Here is an 18,036-nt window from a genome sequence, read left to right on the forward strand (position 1 = left end):
ATCAGCTCTTTGGTTGGGGTGCGCGACGGGCGCGCATGAGAAAGGCCACAGTCATCGCCATCCAGATCGCCGCAAGCGAGAACCAAGTGATAGCGTAGGAAAGGTGGTCGTTTGGAATCGCGGCAGTGTCAACAGGAAGGGGGCTAACAGGTGCGTCATTGAATGACGTTTTCTTGGCCACAATGAGGATCGGATCAGTCTTGAGCGTTTCGGCCATGACGGCCACATCGCGGGCAAACCAGATGTTTTTTATTGTATCTGGCTCAGGCGTGAAGCCGTCGGTCTCTTGTGGCCATTGCAGATTGCCTTGTACCGTGACGGTGCCCTCGTGCGTGGGGATGTTCTGCTGGGCTACGGGCGTGAACCCGCGATCAAGCAGCACACGGCGGCCACCCATGTCCAGCACCGAGATAATGCGGTAGCCCGCGCCGATCTCTTTTTGGCTGACCAAAACGCGCAAGTATTCGCTGCCCAGTTGGCCAGACACCTCAACAGGCAAGTAGGAATCACTATCAGGATCAGGTGATACGGGCAGCTCAACTGGATCTGCTGCGATGCGCGCATTGATGTCGCTGATGATGTTCAGCTTCTCTCCTAACCGCCCCGTCTGCCAATAGCCAAGCCACAACAGGACAGCGGCCCCGCCTACACCGATAACAATGAAAAAAAGATTGCGACGCATGATAGGCCTATGGTCTGTTTGGAATGAAAAACGCGCGAGGCATGTGCCCCGCGCGTTGGTATTTAAACTGTGTAGCTACAGGTGCAAGTCCGCCCTTAGGACGGGATGCCCCAGATGTAGACGGCAAAGAACAGGAAGAGCCATACAACATCAACAAAGTGCCAGTACCAAGCTGCGGCCTCAAAGCCTACGTGATGCTCGGATGTGAAGTGACCCGCACGTGCACGGAGCCAGCAGACAAACAAGAAGATGGTACCAATCACCACGTGGAAGCCGTGGAACCCTGTGGCCATGAAGAAGTTAGAGAAGAACTTGTCTCCGCCAAATTCCCAACCTTCGTGCAGCAGGTGTTCGTACTCATATGCCTGCAGACACGTGAAGAGAACACCAAGGACAACAGCAATGATCAGACCGTTCTTTAGGTCAGCGCGGTTGTTGCCGTGTACCAATGCGTGGTGCGCCCATGTCACGGCACAACCGGACAAAAGCAAGATCAACGTGTTGATCAGCGGCAAGTGGAAGGCATCGACCTGATAGATCACTGGAGGTACATAAGTAGACCCCAAGTATTCGTTCATCGGGTAAATGGCGTGTTTGAAAAAACTCCAGAACCACGCCGCAAAGAACATAACTTCGGACATGATAAACAGGATAAAGCCATAACGCAGGCCAATCTGAACAGCCTTGGTATGATCGCCAATCTTGCTCTCTTCAACAACCTCAGACCACCAGCCAAACATGCAATACAGCGTGCCAGCAAAGCCGATCAAAAAGACAAAAGGCGTCATCTCATGCATCCACAGGACACCGCCTGTGAGCATGACAAAAGCAAACAGCGCGCTGAGCAGCGGCCAGATGGAAGGAGACAGAATGTGGTAGTCGTGATTTTTTGCATGGGCCATGGCGCGCGTCCCTATGTCCTTTTATTAGTTCAAGTCAGTTGGCTGATCTACATCAAGGGAGGCATATCCCTCGGGCAGATCAATTTCGTAGAATGTATATGAGAGGGTGATGGTATGTATATACTGACCTTCACTGTCACTCACGATTTCGGGATCAACATAGAAGCTGACCGGCATTTGCACCCGCTCACCAGGAGCCAGCACCTGCTCTTCGAAACAAAAGCAGTCGATTTTTTGGAAGAATCCGCCCGCCTGATATGGCGTCACATTATAGGACGCCTGTCCGGCGATCGGTTTGTCCGTTGGGTTATACGCTTCATAAAACGCCAATCCCGTTTCACCGATGCGTATTTCCATTTCATGTTCAACAGGTTTGAATTCCCAAGCCATGTTGCTGTTCAGGGATCCGTCAAAACGAATCTTAACCGTTTTTTCCAGTATTTCATCCGAAGCAACGGCAGAAACCCCCGGCACGCCCCCAAAACCAGTAACGCGGCAGAACCAATCATAAAACGGCACTGAGGCCCAAGCGAGCCCGCCCATAACAACAACAAGCCCAACAGTTTGAGCTACCGTTTTTTGAGGGCCGGTCATCGCCATCAGTCAGAGCCCTCGGTGCTGAGTTGCTCACCCACGCCAGAAGCTTTTGAGGCAGGAATACTAAAGCCCGCAGACGTGATTTTGGTGAAGGTCAAAACCATGACCAGCAAAACAAACGCCCCCAGCATCACACCCACTCCGATGTTGAGGCTTTTGCGACGTTCGTGAATCTCGTGCTCTTTGCGCAGCGACATTACCAGCCTCCCAATCCGAAGGGTTTCAGCCCTGCTTCAATCAATATGGCCACAAAGTGCCCAAATAGATACCACAGCGACAGCAAGAAAAACTTGCGCTCAACCGCGAAATCATCTGCTTCGCTCATGTCTTCGTCACGGCCCCAGATGTCATATGCGCCTTTCAGGAACATCGCATTCAGCACCAGCGCCGTAGCCAAATAGACCCAACCGCCAATCGCGCTAAATGCAGTGCCAACAGCCAGAATCACCAGCAAAACAGTATAACCTAGGATGTGATTGCGCGTGGCGCGGCGACCGTGCGTAACCGTCAGCATCGGTATTTTCGCGTCATCATAATCATTGCGCATAAACAACGCCAACGCCCAGAAGTGCGGAGGCGTCCACACAAAGATCAACGCGAACATCAGCCACGGTTCAAGCGCGAAACCACCTGTTGCGATAGTCCAACCGATAACCGGTGGGAATGCTCCGGCTGCGCCACCGATAACGATGTTCTGCGGGGTCGTGCGTTTGAGCCACATCGTATAAGGTACAACGTAGAAAAAGATAGTGAAGGCCAGCATGAAGCCTGCAAGTAGGTTCGCGCTTAGGGATAACATCATGACCGACAGGCCTGACAGAGCAACACCCAGGTACATGGCCGATTGTGCAGTAACCTTACCCGCCGGAATAGGACGTTTAAGCGTACGCTTCATCACCGCGTCGATGTCGGCGTCCCACCACATGTTTAATGCGCCAGAAGCACCAGCACCAATGGCCAAGAACAGGATAGAGGTGAAACCAATAATTGGGTTCACAGACACTGGTGCAGCGAGCATGCCAACAACAGCAGTAAAAACAACCAACTGCATGACGCGTGGCTTCATCAGGGCATAATAATCCCCCAATTGCGGCTCACTTTCGTAGCTTTGTGCGTTTGTCACGTCAGTCATTGGCGGTGTACCTCATGGCAATTCGTGTGGCGAAGCCGCAGCATGGGATCAAGCACACTGCGGCATATGGCTAGCTGGGGCGAACCCCGTCAAACGTTCAGTCAGCAGATGCGACTGTAAGGGGCTGAAAAATTCCTGCGTATTCTTCTGCAGCGCGGTTCAACCATTCTTCGTATGCTTCTTCGGATACAACCTTAACCGTGATTGGCATATAGGCGTGAGCCTTACCGCACAGTTCGGAACACTGACCAAAGTACACGCCTTCTTTTTCGGCTTTAAACCATAGTTCGGCCAGACGGCCCGGAACGGCGTCTTGCTTTACACCAAAGGCAGGAACAGCCCATGCGTGGATCACGTCGGAACCAGTTACTTGAACAACAATTGTCTTGTTGATCGGCACTACAACCGCGGTATCCGTCGCCAAAAGCCATTCACTTTCGGAATATCCAGCCTCTTCAAGTTGCGCGATAACTTCAGGCGTCTTCATATTTTCGCCGCCCAGCGCCGGTGCGCCGATCATGTAGCTATCAAAGCCAAAGTCGCTGTCTACATACTCATATGACCAGTACCATTGGTTGCCAGTTGCTTTGATTGTCACGTCGGCAACAGGAATTTCCTGCTGGCGGAAAAGAATCGGCAACGACCATGCGCCAATCGCGACCAGAACAAGGATCGGTACAATCGTCCATGCAATCTCAACAGGTGTGTGGTGTGTGAATGTCGCAGGTGTCGGGTTACGCTTGGCGTTATAGCGGATCGCAACCCAAATCATCAGGCCCGTCACGAACAGGGAAATAAGTGTAATGATCACAAGAATCATTCCATCGAGCCACTGCAAATCAGTAGCGAGCTCTGTAACACCCGGCTGAAAGCCCATTTTCCCATCGATTGGCGCGCCAATAATCTCAAGCCCTTGAGGATCAACGCTTTGGGCCCATGCTGGTAGGCTAGTGAAGCCAGCCAAAAGACTGGCAAGAGTGAGCTGCTTTTTCATAATTGTCGTCCTGATATTCTTGACCCGGGTTGGCAAAAACGAACAGGAAGGCACCCTGCCGTTGTAATCTTGCGCCTTACAATCATATTCTGAGAACGAAAGAAAGTCCTATGCTTGCGTCAGATAGACGCGAGGCACCCCTTCCCAACTTTACGGAGTACTTACCTTGGCCGACACACCATTTTCGCCGTTCGAAGAAAATCTGGACCGCGACACTGCCCTAACCGTATTGCGGGAAGCCGTTGCTGGCGCCGATGACGGCGAATTATTTTTCGAACGGCGACGCTCGGAGGGCTTGATGTACGATGACGGGCGCCTGAAAACCGCAAGTTATGATGCTGCAACAGGTTTTGGCCTGCGCGCAGTACGCGGTGAGGTTGCCGGATATGCGCACTCAACAGAGATTTCCGAAGCAGCCCTGCGCCGCGCCGCACAAACTGCGCGACTGGCTGTTGGCGACGGTGGTGGCACATGGGCCGACGCGCCAACTGGCACCAACAAAAAGCTATACACAGACGAAGACCCGATTGCCGGGGCCGCATTTTCTGTAAAAGTCGAAACACTGCGCGAGATCGATGATTTTTGCCGATCACTTGATTCACGGGTGGTTCAGGTAAGTGCGTCAATCGCCGCTTCAATCCAAGAGATTGAAATCTTGCGACCCGAAGGGACCTCTGTGCGCGATATCCGCCCAATGACGCGGGTAAACGTTTCAATCATTGTAGAACATGAGGGCCGCCGCGAAAGCGGCACTGCTGGGGGTGGGGGGCGAATCCCGCTTGATGGCATGTTGGCCGCTGAGGACTGGCAGGGCAAAGCCCGCGAAGCCTTGCGAGTCGCCTTGGTGAACCTAAAGGCAGTTCCCGCGCCCGCTGGTGTTATGGACGTGGTCCTTGGGCCTGGCTGGCCCGGAATCTTATTACACGAAGCGATTGGCCACGGCTTGGAAGGTGATTTCAACCGCAAGGGTACATCCGCGTTTGCGGGGCTGATGGGCCAACAAATTGCTTCCAAGGGTGTCACTGTTTTGGATGACGGAACGATTCCCGATCGTCGCGGCAGCATATCAGTCGATGATGAAGGCACGCCCAGCGCCAAAAACGTGCTGATCGAAGACGGTAAACTGGTCGGCTATATGCAAGACCGCCAAAACGCGCGTCTGATGGGTGTCAAAAGCACAGGCAACGGACGCCGCCAAAGCTTTGCTCATATCCCAATGCCGCGCATGACCAATACGTATATGCTGGGCGGTGATACTGCCCCCGGTGACATCGTGGCGGGACTCAAGGATGGTATTTACGCTGTGGGATTTGGCGGCGGTCAGGTGGACATCACCAACGGCAAGTTCGTGTTCTCGTGCACCGAAGCGTACCGCGTTGAAAACGGCGTTGTCGGCGCACCTGTCAAAGGTGCCACGCTAATTGGTGACGGGGCGACCGCCCTCAAACAAATCCGCGCCATCGGCAATGATCCCGCCCTTGATCCCGGCATGGGCAACTGCGGCAAGCAGGGCCAGTGGGTGCCTGTTGGCGTTGGCCAACCAACGTTGATGATTGGTGGACTAACGGTAGGTGGTTCAGCCGCTTGAGCGGTTCACTGCGACAGCTGATATGGCGCAATGACGTATCAGCTGCCCAGACCATCTCAGCGTCGACTGCGCTCCTCGCCATTTTGGGGGGTGATGGCATTTTGGGTTGCGCTTGGCGGGCTGCTCATAATGATCGGTCAAATGTTGTCGGAGATAGAGCTATTTTGGTCGAGATACCTATTCGGATTTGGTGGACTCTTCATCCTCAGCCCCCTGCTTTCTTGGTACGGATTGATCTTCGGCGGTGCCTTCTTTTTGGCTGCTGCACATAGGGGCTACGGCCGCTGGCTCACCATGGTTCTCTTCGGTATGGTGTCCTCTATCTTGTTGTACCTTCCGTTCTTTTCCACTGATATCCATCCCGTCATTCTGATCCTCTATGGCGGCGCAATGGCCTTCACTTTCTGGTGCATTGCGAAATCAATAAGTAGAGGCGGGCTGATATCGCCTCAACCCCATTGAATTTTGACTTGAACCGAATTGCCCCCATTTGATTCATCCCCTGTTAACCAGCAAAAGTTATACCTGATTCTAGCAACAGACGGAGCAACGGGATGACTATCGAGGACCACAATCCTTCTTCCACTCACCCCCCACTCCCACCCACCCCGGAAGACGAACAGTTTGCCCGTCTCCGTCTGTTGCGCTCGCGCCGGGTCGGTGTTTCTACGTATAAACGACTACTGGCTGAACACGGCACTGCGCAAAATGCGCTGGCCGCGCTACCAGAGGTAGCGCGCGCCGCGGGCGTTTCCAGTTACGAGATATGCCCAGAAGGCGTTGTACGTGCCGAACTGCGTGCCGGACACGCACAGGGCGCAAAATTATTGCACATTGACCACCCAGATTACCCCGCCACTTTGGCAGAGCTTTCAGATGCGCCCCCATTCTTATGGCTGCTCGGCGATCCTAAACTTCTTACACGGCCCACAATTGCGCTGGTCGGTGCGCGAAACGCATCTTCACTTGGCACGCGCATGGCACGAACCCTCGCCCATGAGCTGGGCGAAGCTGGCTTTGTCGTAGTGTCCGGCCTTGCCCGCGGTGTGGATGCCGCCGCGCATTTGGCTGCATTGCCTTTTGGGACCATTGCCGTACAGGCTGGTGGAGTCGACATTATGTACCCTGCTGAAAATACCAACCTTGCGCATGACATCGCCCAACAGGGGCTACGCATTTCAGAACAGCCAATGGGGACGCAACCAACTGCCCGCCATTTCCCCAAACGCAACCGCATCATTTCGGGCCTTTCGCGCGCAACGGTAGTGGTCGAAGCAGCAGCAAAGTCCGGTAGTTTGATCACAGCGCGCGATGCCCTTGATCAAGGACGCGATGTTCTGGCTGTGCCCGGCCACCCGTTTGATGCACGCGCTGCGGGGTGCAACATGTTGATCCGTGATGGCGCAACATTGGTGCGCAATGCAAATGACATTCTCGAAGCGCTCTCTTCTTTTGAAAACGACACGCCAGAATTGCCGATTCCTACCCCAAAGAAAAAACCACCTGCGACGAAAACGCGCCGTTCATTACGTGAGACGGCGAATCTGCACTTAACGATCCTTCAGCGGCTTGGCCCATCCCCCGTGGCCGAAGATCAACTGATACGTGACCTGCAGATTCCATCTGCCGCGATCACCCCCACCCTTGTAGAATTAGAGATGGATGGCAAAGTCATGCGTAGCCCTGGCGGCCTGCTTTCACGCCCTGTCTAAATCACAAATCACTCCGAAATTGGACACGTTTGATCCCCGCACCTGCAGCATGTCTGGGTATTTTCCCCGCCGACAACAGCACCCCAGATTGTAGGCCGCATTGACAAAGACCCCTTGCATCCCACATGTCAAAGGCCATAGACGCCGCCAAACACCCCGTCGAAGGATCGTAAATACATGCCAGTAGTCGTTGTCGAATCTCCCGCCAAGGCCAAGACGATCAACAAATATCTCGGTGATAACTTTACGGTACTTGCCTCATATGGCCACGTAAGAGACCTGCCGCCAAAGAACGGATCAGTCGATACCGACAATGATTTCGAGATGCTTTGGGAAATCGACAGCGGCTCAAAAAAGCACATGAAAGCGATTGCGGACGCGCTGAAGGATGACAACGAACTCATTCTCGCAACTGACCCGGACCGCGAAGGCGAGGCGATCAGCTGGCACCTTCAAGAGGCGCTAACTGCCCGCAAGTCGATCAAAAAAGACACGCCCGTCAGCCGTGTTGTTTTCAATGCCATCACCAAAAGCGCTGTTACCGAGGCAATGAAGAACCCGCGACAAGTGGATATGCCGCTGGTAGAGGCCTATCTTGCCCGCCGCGCATTGGATTATCTGGTGGGCTTCAACCTCAGTCCCGTTTTGTGGCGCAAACTGCCCGGTGCAAAATCTGCAGGCCGCGTGCAATCGGTCACTCTGCGCGTTATCACCGAACGCGAAATGGAAATAGAAGCCTTCCGCCCTCGTGAATACTGGAGCGTGAAAGCACTACTTGCCACTCCGGCGGGGCAAGAATTCGAGGTTCGCCTGACCGAATTGGCTGGTAAGAAGCTCGATAAATTTGACCTTAACGACGCGACCAAAGCAGAAATGGCTGTTCAGGCTGTGTCCAGCCGTGACCTTAAAGTGTCTTCGGTTGAAGCCAAGCCTGCCTCTCGCAACCCCTCTGCCCCTTTCATGACCTCGACCTTGCAGCAAGAGGCCAGCCGCAAATTTGGCATGGGTGCCCGTCAAACGATGAGCACGGCACAGCGCCTGTATGAGGCCGGCCACATTACTTACATGCGGACAGATGGCATCGATATGGCACCCGAAGCCGTGCAGATGGCACGCGATTCAATTGCAGACCGCTACGGCGACAAATACGTGCCTGCAAAACCGCGCGTTTATAAAAACAAAGCTAAAAACGCCCAAGAGGCGCACGAATGTATACGCCCAACCGAAATGTCCAAAGACGCTGATGCGCTCAAGCTGATGGATGGCGACCAGCGCAAGCTGTATGATCTGGTCTGGAAACGCACGCTGGCCTGCCAGATGGAAAGTGCCCGTATGGAGCGCACCACCGTTGAGGTTTCATCGGCTGACAATCAGGTCACTCTGCGCGCAACTGGCCAAGTGGTCCTGTTTGACGGTTTCCTCAAGGTTTATGAAGAAGGTCGCGATGATGTTGCGGATGATGATGAAAAGCGCCTGCCCCAAATCGCCCAAGGCGACGCACTGAAGAAAGCTGCCGCTGCGCGCTACAGCGAAGACTTCAGCAAAGCTGCTGGCGTTAAAGATGACGAACTTATCGATACGGGCGACAAAGGCCCATCAGGTATGCAGCGCAAATCAGGCGCTTTGCTTGCGGAAACCGATGCCGTGCTTGGCTCTCAACACTTTACACAGCCACCGCCCCGCTACACCGAAGCGACGCTGGTTAAACGTATGGAAGAGCTGGGCATTGGCCGACCGTCAACCTATGCTAGCATCGTTACAACCATTCAGGACCGTGGCTATGTGCGCCGCGAAGGCCAGCGTTTGATCCCTGAGGACAAGGGGCGTCTTGTTACGGCCTTCCTTGAAAATTATTTCCGCCGCTACATCGGGTATGATTTCACTGCCGATCTAGAAGATCAGCTGGATAAAGTCTCCGCTGGTGAAGCAGATTACAAAAAGGTTCTCCACGGGTTCTGGCATGATTTCTCGGCAGCTATCGCTGAAACATCTGAGCTGCGGATCACTGAAGTTCTCGAAAAAATCAATGACGTGCTGGCCCCGCACCTTTTCCCTGCGAATGAAGAAGGTACGGACCCGCGCCTGTGCCCGAATTGCGGCGTTGGACGTCTTAGCATGCGCACAGCACGCTCAGGCGGCGCGTTCATCGGGTGCTCCAGCTATCCAGAATGTCGTTACACACGTCCGTTTGGCCCACCAAACCCAGAAGCGGAAGCATCTGCGATTCCCCCAGACGGCAAATTGCTAGGCGAGGATGAGGGTGAGGAAATTCGCGTCTTTAAGGGCCGCTTTGGCCCCTACGTTCAGCGCGGCGCCTTGACCGAAGAAAACAAAAAACCTCCGCGCCAGTCAGTTCCAAAAGAATGGCCCCCTGAGGAGCTTGATCTTGAACGCGGGCTTATGCTGCTTTCATTGCCTCGTGAGGTCGGGCCACACCCCGAAGACGGCATCATGGTTTGGTCCAATATCGGCCGCTATGGCCCCTACCTCAAACACGCACCCAGCACATCTGATCGTGGCGGCACAAATGCCAACCTTGAAGGCCTTGATGAGGTGTTTACCGTTGGGATGAACCGTGCCGTACAACTGTTGGCGGAAAAAGTCGCCTCTCGCGGTGCACGCGGACAACCTGCAGCGCCACTGCGCGAATTGGGTGAACACCCCGAAGCTGGCGGTCCGGTAAATGTCATGAAAGGCAAATACGGACCTTACGTTAAGTGGGAAAAGATCAACGCAACGATTCCTGACACCATCGAACCTGAAGAAATCACGCTAACACAGGCGATTCATCTAATTGATGAACGCGCTGAAAAGTCAGGTAAGAAAAAACCCGCTGCCAAAAAGAAGGCCGCGCCCAAGAAAAAGCCTGCAGCGAAGAAGAAAGCCGCGCCCAAAACGGCCGCCAAGAAAGCGCCTGCAAAAAAAGCAGCAACTGCAAAAGAAGAATAGGTGTCTCGGCCCTGCGCTGAGGCGCGGGGCCGATCACAAACCCGTCACATTCGCGTGACGCTGCTGTGTGGCCCTGTTCGGGGTCAAAAAAATCATTATCTGCTATTTTGAACAGTCCCAAAAAGAGCAGTGCAATGACAGGATCGATTTTCTCCCGACGCCGGATGATGGTTGCAACCGGAGCAGCCCTTGCCACCCCGTCTTTGGTATTGGCCCAAGAGGTTCCAGTGCCCGAAACACACCGCCGCAACATAATGAGCTTTACAACGCAGCGGTGGCAGGATCACTTTGATGAGCTAGGAAAAGGTGCAATTGTTGCTGACATAAGCTCGCGCGCACTACATTTTTGGAGTGGTGACGGCGAAATCTACAACGTCTATCCCTCCTCGGTTCCACGTACTGATGAGCTCACCAAACGTGGATATACCAAAATTGTGCGCAAACGTGTTGGGCCCGATTGGACACCGACAGCATCCATGATGGAACGTAACCCCGAATTAAAATACATGCCCCCCGGCCCCGGCAACCCGCTGGGCACCCATGCGATGTACCTAGACTGGCCTGCCTATCTTATTCATGGAACCCACGATACACGCAAAATCGGGCGTCAATCGTCGGACGGTTGTATCGGTCTCTATAACCATAAGGTCGAAGAGCTGTTTGCTCTTGCCGAAATTGGCACGCAGGTCCGGCTGTTCTAAGCTATTCATATGCCCCCTGAGCACCGAGAGATGCTGCGCTCGCATCGCTGCGACGCGGCATCTTATTGACACCTTCCTTCCGTCGGGTCACAACTCCTCAACCAGTCATGGATCATGGGGAGAGAAATTCATGAAAAAAGTCTACGCAAATGCCGCCGAGGCCCTCGATGGGATCCTCGAAGATGGCATGTTGATCGCATCAGGTGGGTTTGGCCTGTGTGGAATCCCTGAATTGCTTTTGGCGGCGATCCGCGATGCTGGCACCAAAGACCTGACATTTGCGTCAAATAACGCAGGCGTTGATGACTTTGGGATCGGTATCTTGCTGCAAACCAAGCAGGTCAAAAAGATGATCTCGTCCTATGTAGGGGAAAACGCTGAATTCATGCGTCAGTATCTATCAGGTGAGTTAGAACTGGAATTCACGCCACAAGGCACATTGGCCGAACGCATGCGCGCTGGCGGTTCTGGCATTCCAGGATTTTACACAAAAACCGGTGTTGGTACTGTGATTGCCGAAGGTAAAGATGTGAAAAACTGGCACGGTCAGGATTACATCCTTGAAGAGGGCATCTTTGCCGACCTCGCAATCGTCAAAGCATGGAAAGCGGATGAGACAGGTAATCTAGTCTTCCGCAAGACTGCCCGTAACTTTAACCCGCCCGCCGCCATGTGCGGTAAAATCTGTGTGGTAGAAGTAGAAGAAATCGTGCCAACAGGCAGCCTAGACCCCGATCTGATCCACCTGCCCGGCGTATATGTGCACCGTATCATCCAAGGTCAGCACGAAAAACGCATCGAACAACGTACAACCCGTAAACGCGAGGAAGCATAATCATGTGGGACCGCAACCAAATGGCGGCACGCGCCGCACTCGAGCTGGAAGACGGCATGTATGTGAACCTAGGCATCGGTATTCCGACACTGGTGGCGAACTATGTCGGCGACAAAGACATTACTCTTCAATCTGAAAACGGCATGCTAGGCATGGGCGCGTTTCCGTTTGAGGGTGACGAAGACGCTGACCTGATCAACGCAGGCAAGCAAACCATCACCGAAATGGACCGCACAGCCTATTTCGACTCAGCTACGTCATTCGGCATGATCCGTGGTGGCAAAATTGCTGCTGCGATTCTAGGCGCAATGGAAGTCGCTGAAAACGGTGATCTGGCTAACTGGATGATTCCGGGCAAGCTGGTCAAAGGTATGGGCGGCGCGATGGATCTGGTTGCAGGCGTTGGCCGCGTGATCGTTGTAATGGATCACGCCAACAAACACGGGCAAAGCAAAGTCCTAAAAGAATGCACCCTGCCCCTAACAGGCAAAGGTGTTGTTGACCGGATCATCACCAACATGGGTGTACTGGATGTCGTTGAGGGTGGTCTGCGTATTGTAGAGTGCGCTGAAGGCGTCACCGAAGAGGAATTGCGCGCCGCAACTGAAGCGACGCTGGTCTAATCTTCACTTTACTTCATATTCGCGAACACACAGCCGTCCGAGATCAACTCGGGCGGCGTTTTACATAGCCCCTTAGCCACCTGAAACGCGGCCAGTACCTTTGGTACATAGTCACGGGTCTCCGCATAGGGCGGCACACCTTCATATTTACGTATTGATCCCTCGCCTGCGTTATATCCAGCAAGTACGAGGATCGGGTCGTTCTTAAACTCCCCCATCAACCAATCCAGATATTTGATCCCACCAGCGATGTTCTGCTCGGGGACTGAGCTGTCTTTAACACCAAAACGGCTGGCGGTTGCAGGCATCAGCTGCATCAAACCCTGCGCGCCCGCGCTGCTTGTTGCGTCTGTACGGCCTGACGACTCGACCGAGATTACTGCAAGCGCAAGCGCCGGAGAGACGTTAGTCCCGATGGTTGAACGCAAGATATCAATGCCATGTATCTTTGCGATGTCCTGCATGTGCTGCAAACGTGGTGCGGAAACCTTTGAGGTTGCTCCTGATAAGGTAGTCATGGCGACTTCCAATCGCCCTGGACCCGATTTCGACGCATCAGGCGATACTTTGGCCCAGAACCAATCATACTGACCCGTTTTGGGACGAGTCACCGTGCCGGACGGCGCCACGGCCACCACTGGATCAGGTGTGATTCCTGGTGCAGGACGATTTATTTGCACATTCACCCGTTTGCGCGCCCCCGATTTGGGGGGTTTTACAAATTTTGGCTTAAAATCAGGAAACGGAGGAGGTGAATCGGCACGTAATGTCGATCCTGCGGGCGAAAATGTCAGTGCAGCACCTAATGCCACTGCTAAAAACGTACGTTTCATCAGGCCTGCTCTCATTATCTACTGCTTTTTTCCAATAATATTGCTCAAAATGGCCTCTCAATCCAGCAAATGAGGCGGCAAACATGGCGATTTTGCCTCAATTGGGGCGTTTGAGCCTCAAATATTAACAAATATCAATTCATTCAAACTTTAAAACTCAATAATTTCAACGTGCTATCACAAATTTAACCAAATAAATACTAACGAATGCAAATGCCGCATTTGCTGCCAAATTCATGCCCCATTCATACAGCTATATAGGGTCATACCAAGTCGAGCAGGCCTGAATGAGAGCGGGCCACACGGTGAGACGAGGTTGAAATTGAAAACTTAAAATAATCCTTTGGAGGGATACTACCATGATGAATTTCGTAAAAAACTTCCGCAATGACGAAGACGGCGCAGTAACAGTTGACTGGGTTGTTTTGACAGCTGCGGTTGTTGGCCTGGCGATTGCTGCCTACGGCTCCATCCAGTCCGGTTCCGAAGCAATGACAGCAAACACCGCCACCTTCCTCGGCGAGCAAGCTGTTGGTTCAATCGGTGCACCTGCTTCTGAGTAAGAAGCTGACCGGTTGATAGCTTAAAGCTATTACCAATGAGTGGGGGCTGCGTTCTGCATAGAATGCAGCCCCTTTTCCTTTGGCTTCGCACAATGTGCCATGTGCCATGTGCGACCGAAAAAGAAAGACCTCATATGTTCCATAAGTTAGAAATATTTCTTTCAAAAGAAGACGGTGCAGTAACTGTTGACTGGGTTGTCTTAACAGCCGCAGTTTGCGGGTTGGCTATCGCGTCTTTTGCGGCCATCCAACAAGGCGGTGAAAGTGTGTCCGGCAACGTAGAGACTTACCTACTCGATACAAGTGTCGAAGAGATTGCTGGCCTCGAATAAAACGTCAATTGACCCCAGATGGCCCATTGGCAGATGGTTTTCTCAGAATGACGTAAAATCACCACAATCAATAGGCATCATTGCCAAAGAACTTAATCCGTTCGGGCATGCCCGAACCCCAAGGTAAAGAGGAACACATTATGCGTATGATATTTGGACTCGTGTTGTTGGTTGGCATCGCGTTGGCTGGAGGCGCTGTGTATCTCGCTAAGGGGCAAATCGGCCAATACAAAAACGCGATTGCGCGCGCAGAAGCCGCCAAATCGCAAATTGTACCAACCCAAAAGATATTTGTAGTCAATCGCGCCCTAAAATACGGCGAAAAGCTGAGTAAGGATGACGTTAGGATCGTTGATTTTCCAATAGCGGCTCTTCCTGATGGCCACTTCACCGAACTGACTGCGATTTTCCCAGAAACAACCGATGAGCAGCGCGTAATTCTACGCCCCATCGAAAAAGACGAAGCCTTACTGAGCGTCAAAGTCTCTAAACCGGGTGAGGACGCAGGATTAACATCGCGCTTAGAACGCGGGATGCGTGCGTTTGCGATCTCTGTTGACGTTTCTTCCGGTGTATCAGGCTTTCTGCGCCCAGGTGACCGTGTCGATATTTATTGGACGGGCCGCAGTGGCAACGGCCAAAACCGCCTTGAAGTGACCAAATTGATCCAGTCAACCATTTCATTGATCGCTGTCGATCAAAGCTCTGGTGAAGTGGAAGGTGCCCGCATCGCCCGTACAGTGACTGTAGCGGTTACACCAAATCAAGTGGCATCGCTTGCTCAGGCCCAATCAACTGGCCGTTTATCCCTATCACTGGTTGGCGCTGGCGACGATATTGTAATCGCGAACAACATTGAAGTGAACCAGCAGGATCTACTCGGCATCGTAAAAGAAACAAAAGCCCCTGCAGCTGCAGCCGAGAAAGTTTGCACCATCCGCACACGTCGCGGCGCGGAGGTGGTTAGCATTCCGATCCCTTGCACAAACTGAACAATAGATCAGGATTATCCGTCTGATTAGACTTACAAAAAGACGCCGCCCCGAAAACGGGCGGCGTTTTGCATTTTGCATCTGTTGCCATTTATCCACAGAAACTATTCGACCGAACGCATTGATTCTTGCAAAAAAAATCTAATTGCAGCAGTGTATTTCAAACGACGGGCAAAAAGACCCTATTTTGAGGCGTGATCAAAAAGGCAGGTCACATGAAAATCGATAGATTTATTAAAGCGGTCCTTCTAGGGCTAACGCTAAGCGTATCCACATATGCAGTGACTGCCCCTACGGCTGTTAGTGCTGATAACCTGCGCGTAGTTAAAAGTGGCACCAGCACTAAATTGCAAGTGCCGCTCAACCGCGCAATTGTTGTTGAGAGCGATACGCCCTTTGCAGAGCTGAGCATCGCCAATCCTGGCATTGCCGATCTTTCTTCTCTTTCAGATCGAACCATCTACGTCCTTGGTAAATCCCCAGGGACAACAACGCTTACGTTGTTTGATGCAGCTGGTCGTCTGATTACAAATGTCGAGGTACAGGTCACTCCCGATTTGTCCGAATTTAAGGAACGCCTTCGTCAAATCCTTCCTGGTGAACGGATCGAAGTGCGCTCTGCCAATGATGGTGTTGTTCTGTCAGGCATTGTTTCGTCTGCTCAAAAGCTGCAGCGTGCGCTTGAACTGGCTGAACGGTACGCACCGCAACGCGTTTCCAACCTAATGAGCGTTGGCGGCATTCAACAAGTCATGTTGAAAGTACGTTTTGCTGAAATGCAGCGTTCTGTGTCCAAATCTCTTAGCTCCTCCCTATCTTTGGGCGGCGCATTCGGAAGTGACGTGGGCGTTTCCGCAGGTTCCGGCACTCTTGTTTCAAACGGAGGCAGCACCTCAGCACTCGCAGGGTCCCTCCCCGCTTCAAACAGCAATACAGGCGCGATATTGTTCGGCTTTAACGCTGGTTCGACTCAGGTCGGTATTTTGCTCGAAGCACTTGAGCAAAAAGGCGTTGTACGTTTTCTAGCTGAGCCAAACCTTGTGGCTCTCTCTGGCCAAGAGGCCAAATTCCTTGCAGGCGGTGAATATCCGGTTCCCGTAGCTCAAGATAATGATACGACTACTGTCGAATTCAAACCCTTTGGCGTTGAACTCGCCTTTATTCCCCGGGTAGTCGACAAAGACCTAATTAACCTCGAGCTCAAAGCAGCAGTATCTGCCATTGATACTACAAACGGTATCAACATTGACGGCTTCGAGATTGCCGCTTTCTCTCGTCGTGAAACCTCGACCACAGTAGAAATGCGGGATGGCGAAAGCTTTGCCATTGCAGGTCTGTTGCAAGATGACTTCACAGACAGTTCTGCGCAGCTTCCTTGGATCGGTGACGTGCCAGTATTGGGCGCCCTCTTCCGCTCTGCAAACTATCAACGTAGCCAAACTGAATTGGTGATCATCATCAGTGCCCACCTCGTCACACCTACCCGTGGCGAAGCACTGGCATTGCCGACAGATCGCATCAAGCCGCCAACAGAAAAAGACCTTTTCTTGCATGGTCGTACTGCAGCTGGCACGCGCACTCCTCAAAAAGGCGCCGCGGGTGAGGTTGCCAAGCAGGACTTTACGGGGTCATATGGTTATGTACTGGATTGAAACAATGCAACGTATGAGCCAACGCACAATCATCACTGGCAGTTTGCTGTCGGCTGTTATCGGGCTGACCGCCTGCACTGGCAGTACTGATCAAATATACACTCAGTTTTATTCCGAAGCTGGATCACTGGTAGACACAGGCGGTTTTGGCGAAGCCACGTTAAACAACCGTCTCGTGATGACGGGCGAACGCCAGTATACCTTTGATTTGGCTAAACGCTTCTCGAACGAAGTGAACAGCACAGTGAATTTCGCATTCAATTCGTCCAAATTGGACAGCAGTGCACAAGAAATTCTGCGTCAACAAGCGGGTTGGATCAAACAGTTCCCTGAAATTCGTTTCCGCGTTTACGGCCATACTGACGCTGTTGGGTCGAACCGTTCAAACAAAAGCCTGGGACAACGCCGCGCCAATGCGGTTGTGAGCTATCTCTCGACACAAGGAATTAGCCGCAGCCGTCTAGAAGCGGTTGTTTCTTTTGGTGAAACCCAACCACTGGTCGTATCGCAAGGCCGTGAACGTCGTAATCGCCGTACTGTCACCGAGGTGAATGGTTTTGTGAAACGCCATCCAACTGTGCTGGACGGAAAATACGCCCAAATCATTTATCGTGACTATGTGACAAGCGCTGTAGCGCCAACGCAACTCACCTCAGATGCAGTCACGGGCCTCGATTCAGCCGAGTAACCATCTGACATAAAACAGGAAAGCTGCCTCTTAAGGCGGCTTTTTTACTTTTAACGGCTGCTATCTGCTTTGATCAATCCTCCCAGATTACCACGATCGTTTCACTAAATCCTACAATAGCAGCTTTTAGGCCCCAATCTCGCCCCACTTCACTGCGATTAATTCTTCAACGAGAAAACTCTGTTCGGTCAAATGAACCGGCAGGGGGCATCTCAATCCCTGATGTGTGCCACTGCGGCATGCTGGGACATTGATGCCCTT

Annotated in this window: 19 protein-coding genes; 12 read left to right on the forward strand and 7 right to left on the reverse strand. The window is 52.7% G+C overall.

Features of this window, described 5'->3' with window-relative positions; all coding sequences use genetic code 11:
• Position 1: 1 nt before the first annotated feature.
• From V7775_RS00360 to coxB, 6 genes are all read right to left on the reverse strand, one after another.
• On the reverse strand, positions 2-682 hold the full coding sequence (locus V7775_RS00360) for an SURF1 family protein (RefSeq protein WP_335749869.1): 681 nt from the start codon (positions 680-682) through the stop codon (positions 2-4).
• A 95-nt stretch (positions 683-777) separates the two neighbouring features.
• A complete protein-coding gene (locus tag V7775_RS00365) occupies positions 778-1,584 on the reverse strand; it encodes a cytochrome c oxidase subunit 3 (RefSeq protein WP_335749870.1) in 807 nt (268 codons plus the stop codon).
• A 24-nt stretch (positions 1,585-1,608) separates the two neighbouring features.
• Positions 1,609-2,184 carry a cytochrome c oxidase assembly protein gene (locus V7775_RS00370; RefSeq protein ID WP_335749871.1) on the reverse strand — a complete coding sequence of 192 codons (576 nt, stop codon included), beginning with the start codon at positions 2,182-2,184 and terminating at the stop codon, positions 1,609-1,611.
• The gene (locus V7775_RS00375; RefSeq protein WP_335749872.1) at positions 2,184-2,378 is read right to left on the reverse strand and encodes a cytochrome C oxidase assembly protein; all 195 of its coding nucleotides are present in this window, start codon (positions 2,376-2,378) and stop codon (positions 2,184-2,186) included. Before V7775_RS00375 ends, V7775_RS00370 begins: the two co-directional genes overlap by 1 nt.
• Positions 2,378-3,313 carry a heme o synthase gene (gene cyoE, locus V7775_RS00380; RefSeq protein ID WP_335749873.1) on the reverse strand — a complete coding sequence of 312 codons (936 nt, stop codon included), beginning with the start codon at positions 3,311-3,313 and terminating at the stop codon, positions 2,378-2,380. The genes V7775_RS00375 and cyoE overlap by 1 nt, the downstream gene beginning before the upstream one ends.
• 97 nt (positions 3,314-3,410) lie before the next feature.
• Complete coding sequence (coxB, locus tag V7775_RS00385) at positions 3,411-4,307, reverse strand: cytochrome c oxidase subunit II (protein ID WP_335749874.1); 897 nt, start codon at positions 4,305-4,307, stop codon at positions 3,411-3,413.
• 166 nt (positions 4,308-4,473) lie between these two features.
• Here coxB and tldD point away from each other — a divergent pair, with 166 nt between their 5' ends.
• The 7 genes from tldD (at position 4,474) to V7775_RS00420 (ending at position 12,715) form a co-directional block, all read left to right on the forward strand.
• Positions 4,474-5,895, forward strand: coding sequence for a metalloprotease TldD (gene tldD, locus V7775_RS00390; protein WP_335749875.1), 1,422 nt, complete (start codon positions 4,474-4,476; stop codon positions 5,893-5,895).
• Positions 5,896-5,988: 93 nt separating this feature from the next.
• Positions 5,989-6,357: a hypothetical protein gene (locus tag V7775_RS00395; protein ID WP_335749876.1), complete on the forward strand. Its 369-nt coding sequence runs from the start codon at positions 5,989-5,991 to the stop codon at positions 6,355-6,357.
• 92 nt (positions 6,358-6,449) lie between these two features.
• Positions 6,450-7,607, forward strand: coding sequence for a DNA-processing protein DprA (gene dprA, locus V7775_RS00400; RefSeq protein WP_335749877.1), 1,158 nt, complete (start codon positions 6,450-6,452; stop codon positions 7,605-7,607).
• A gap of 177 nt (positions 7,608-7,784) precedes the next feature.
• The gene (gene topA / locus V7775_RS00405) at positions 7,785-10,556 is read left to right on the forward strand and encodes a type I DNA topoisomerase (RefSeq protein WP_335749878.1); all 2,772 of its coding nucleotides are present in this window, start codon (positions 7,785-7,787) and stop codon (positions 10,554-10,556) included.
• A 134-nt stretch (positions 10,557-10,690) separates the two neighbouring features.
• On the forward strand, positions 10,691-11,257 hold the full coding sequence (locus V7775_RS00410; RefSeq protein ID WP_335749879.1) for a L,D-transpeptidase: 567 nt from the start codon (positions 10,691-10,693) through the stop codon (positions 11,255-11,257).
• A gap of 130 nt (positions 11,258-11,387) precedes the next feature.
• Positions 11,388-12,092 (forward strand): CoA transferase subunit A, encoded by a 705-nt coding sequence (locus tag V7775_RS00415; RefSeq protein ID WP_335749880.1) that lies wholly within the window; start codon positions 11,388-11,390, stop codon positions 12,090-12,092.
• Positions 12,092-12,715 (forward strand): 3-oxoacid CoA-transferase subunit B, encoded by a 624-nt coding sequence (locus V7775_RS00420; RefSeq protein ID WP_335751036.1) that lies wholly within the window; start codon positions 12,092-12,094, stop codon positions 12,713-12,715. The genes V7775_RS00415 and V7775_RS00420 overlap by 1 nt, the downstream gene beginning before the upstream one ends.
• An 8-nt stretch (positions 12,716-12,723) precedes the next feature.
• Here the strand turns inward: V7775_RS00420 and V7775_RS00425 are convergent, their stop codons facing one another.
• Complete coding sequence (locus tag V7775_RS00425; protein ID WP_335749881.1) at positions 12,724-13,548, reverse strand: lytic transglycosylase domain-containing protein; 825 nt, start codon at positions 13,546-13,548, stop codon at positions 12,724-12,726.
• A gap of 359 nt (positions 13,549-13,907) precedes the next feature.
• Between V7775_RS00425 and V7775_RS00430 the strand changes: the two genes are divergently transcribed.
• The 5 genes from V7775_RS00430 to V7775_RS00450 all read left to right on the forward strand — a co-directional run bounded on the left by V7775_RS00430 (position 13,908) and on the right by V7775_RS00450 (position 17,775).
• Positions 13,908-14,111: a Flp family type IVb pilin gene (locus tag V7775_RS00430; protein WP_335749882.1), complete on the forward strand. Its 204-nt coding sequence runs from the start codon at positions 13,908-13,910 to the stop codon at positions 14,109-14,111.
• 134 nt (positions 14,112-14,245) lie between these two features.
• Positions 14,246-14,443, forward strand: a complete 198-nt coding sequence (locus V7775_RS00435; RefSeq protein WP_335749883.1) for a hypothetical protein — start codon at positions 14,246-14,248, stop codon at positions 14,441-14,443.
• Positions 14,444-14,583: 140 nt separating this feature from the next.
• Entirely contained in the window at positions 14,584-15,435 is an 852-nt protein-coding gene (cpaB, locus tag V7775_RS00440; RefSeq protein WP_335749884.1) for a Flp pilus assembly protein CpaB, read from the forward strand.
• A gap of 215 nt (positions 15,436-15,650) precedes the next feature.
• Positions 15,651-17,087, forward strand: coding sequence for a type II and III secretion system protein family protein (locus tag V7775_RS00445; RefSeq protein ID WP_335749885.1), 1,437 nt, complete (start codon positions 15,651-15,653; stop codon positions 17,085-17,087).
• A complete protein-coding gene (locus tag V7775_RS00450) occupies positions 17,074-17,775 on the forward strand; it encodes an OmpA family protein (protein ID WP_443070071.1) in 702 nt (233 codons plus the stop codon). Before V7775_RS00445 ends, V7775_RS00450 begins: the two co-directional genes overlap by 14 nt.
• Positions 17,776-18,036 lie beyond the last annotated feature (261 nt).

Origin of the sequence: Sulfitobacter sp. (genome assembly GCF_036960155.1) — a bacterium.
Lineage (GTDB): Bacteria > Pseudomonadota > Alphaproteobacteria > Rhodobacterales > Rhodobacteraceae > Sulfitobacter.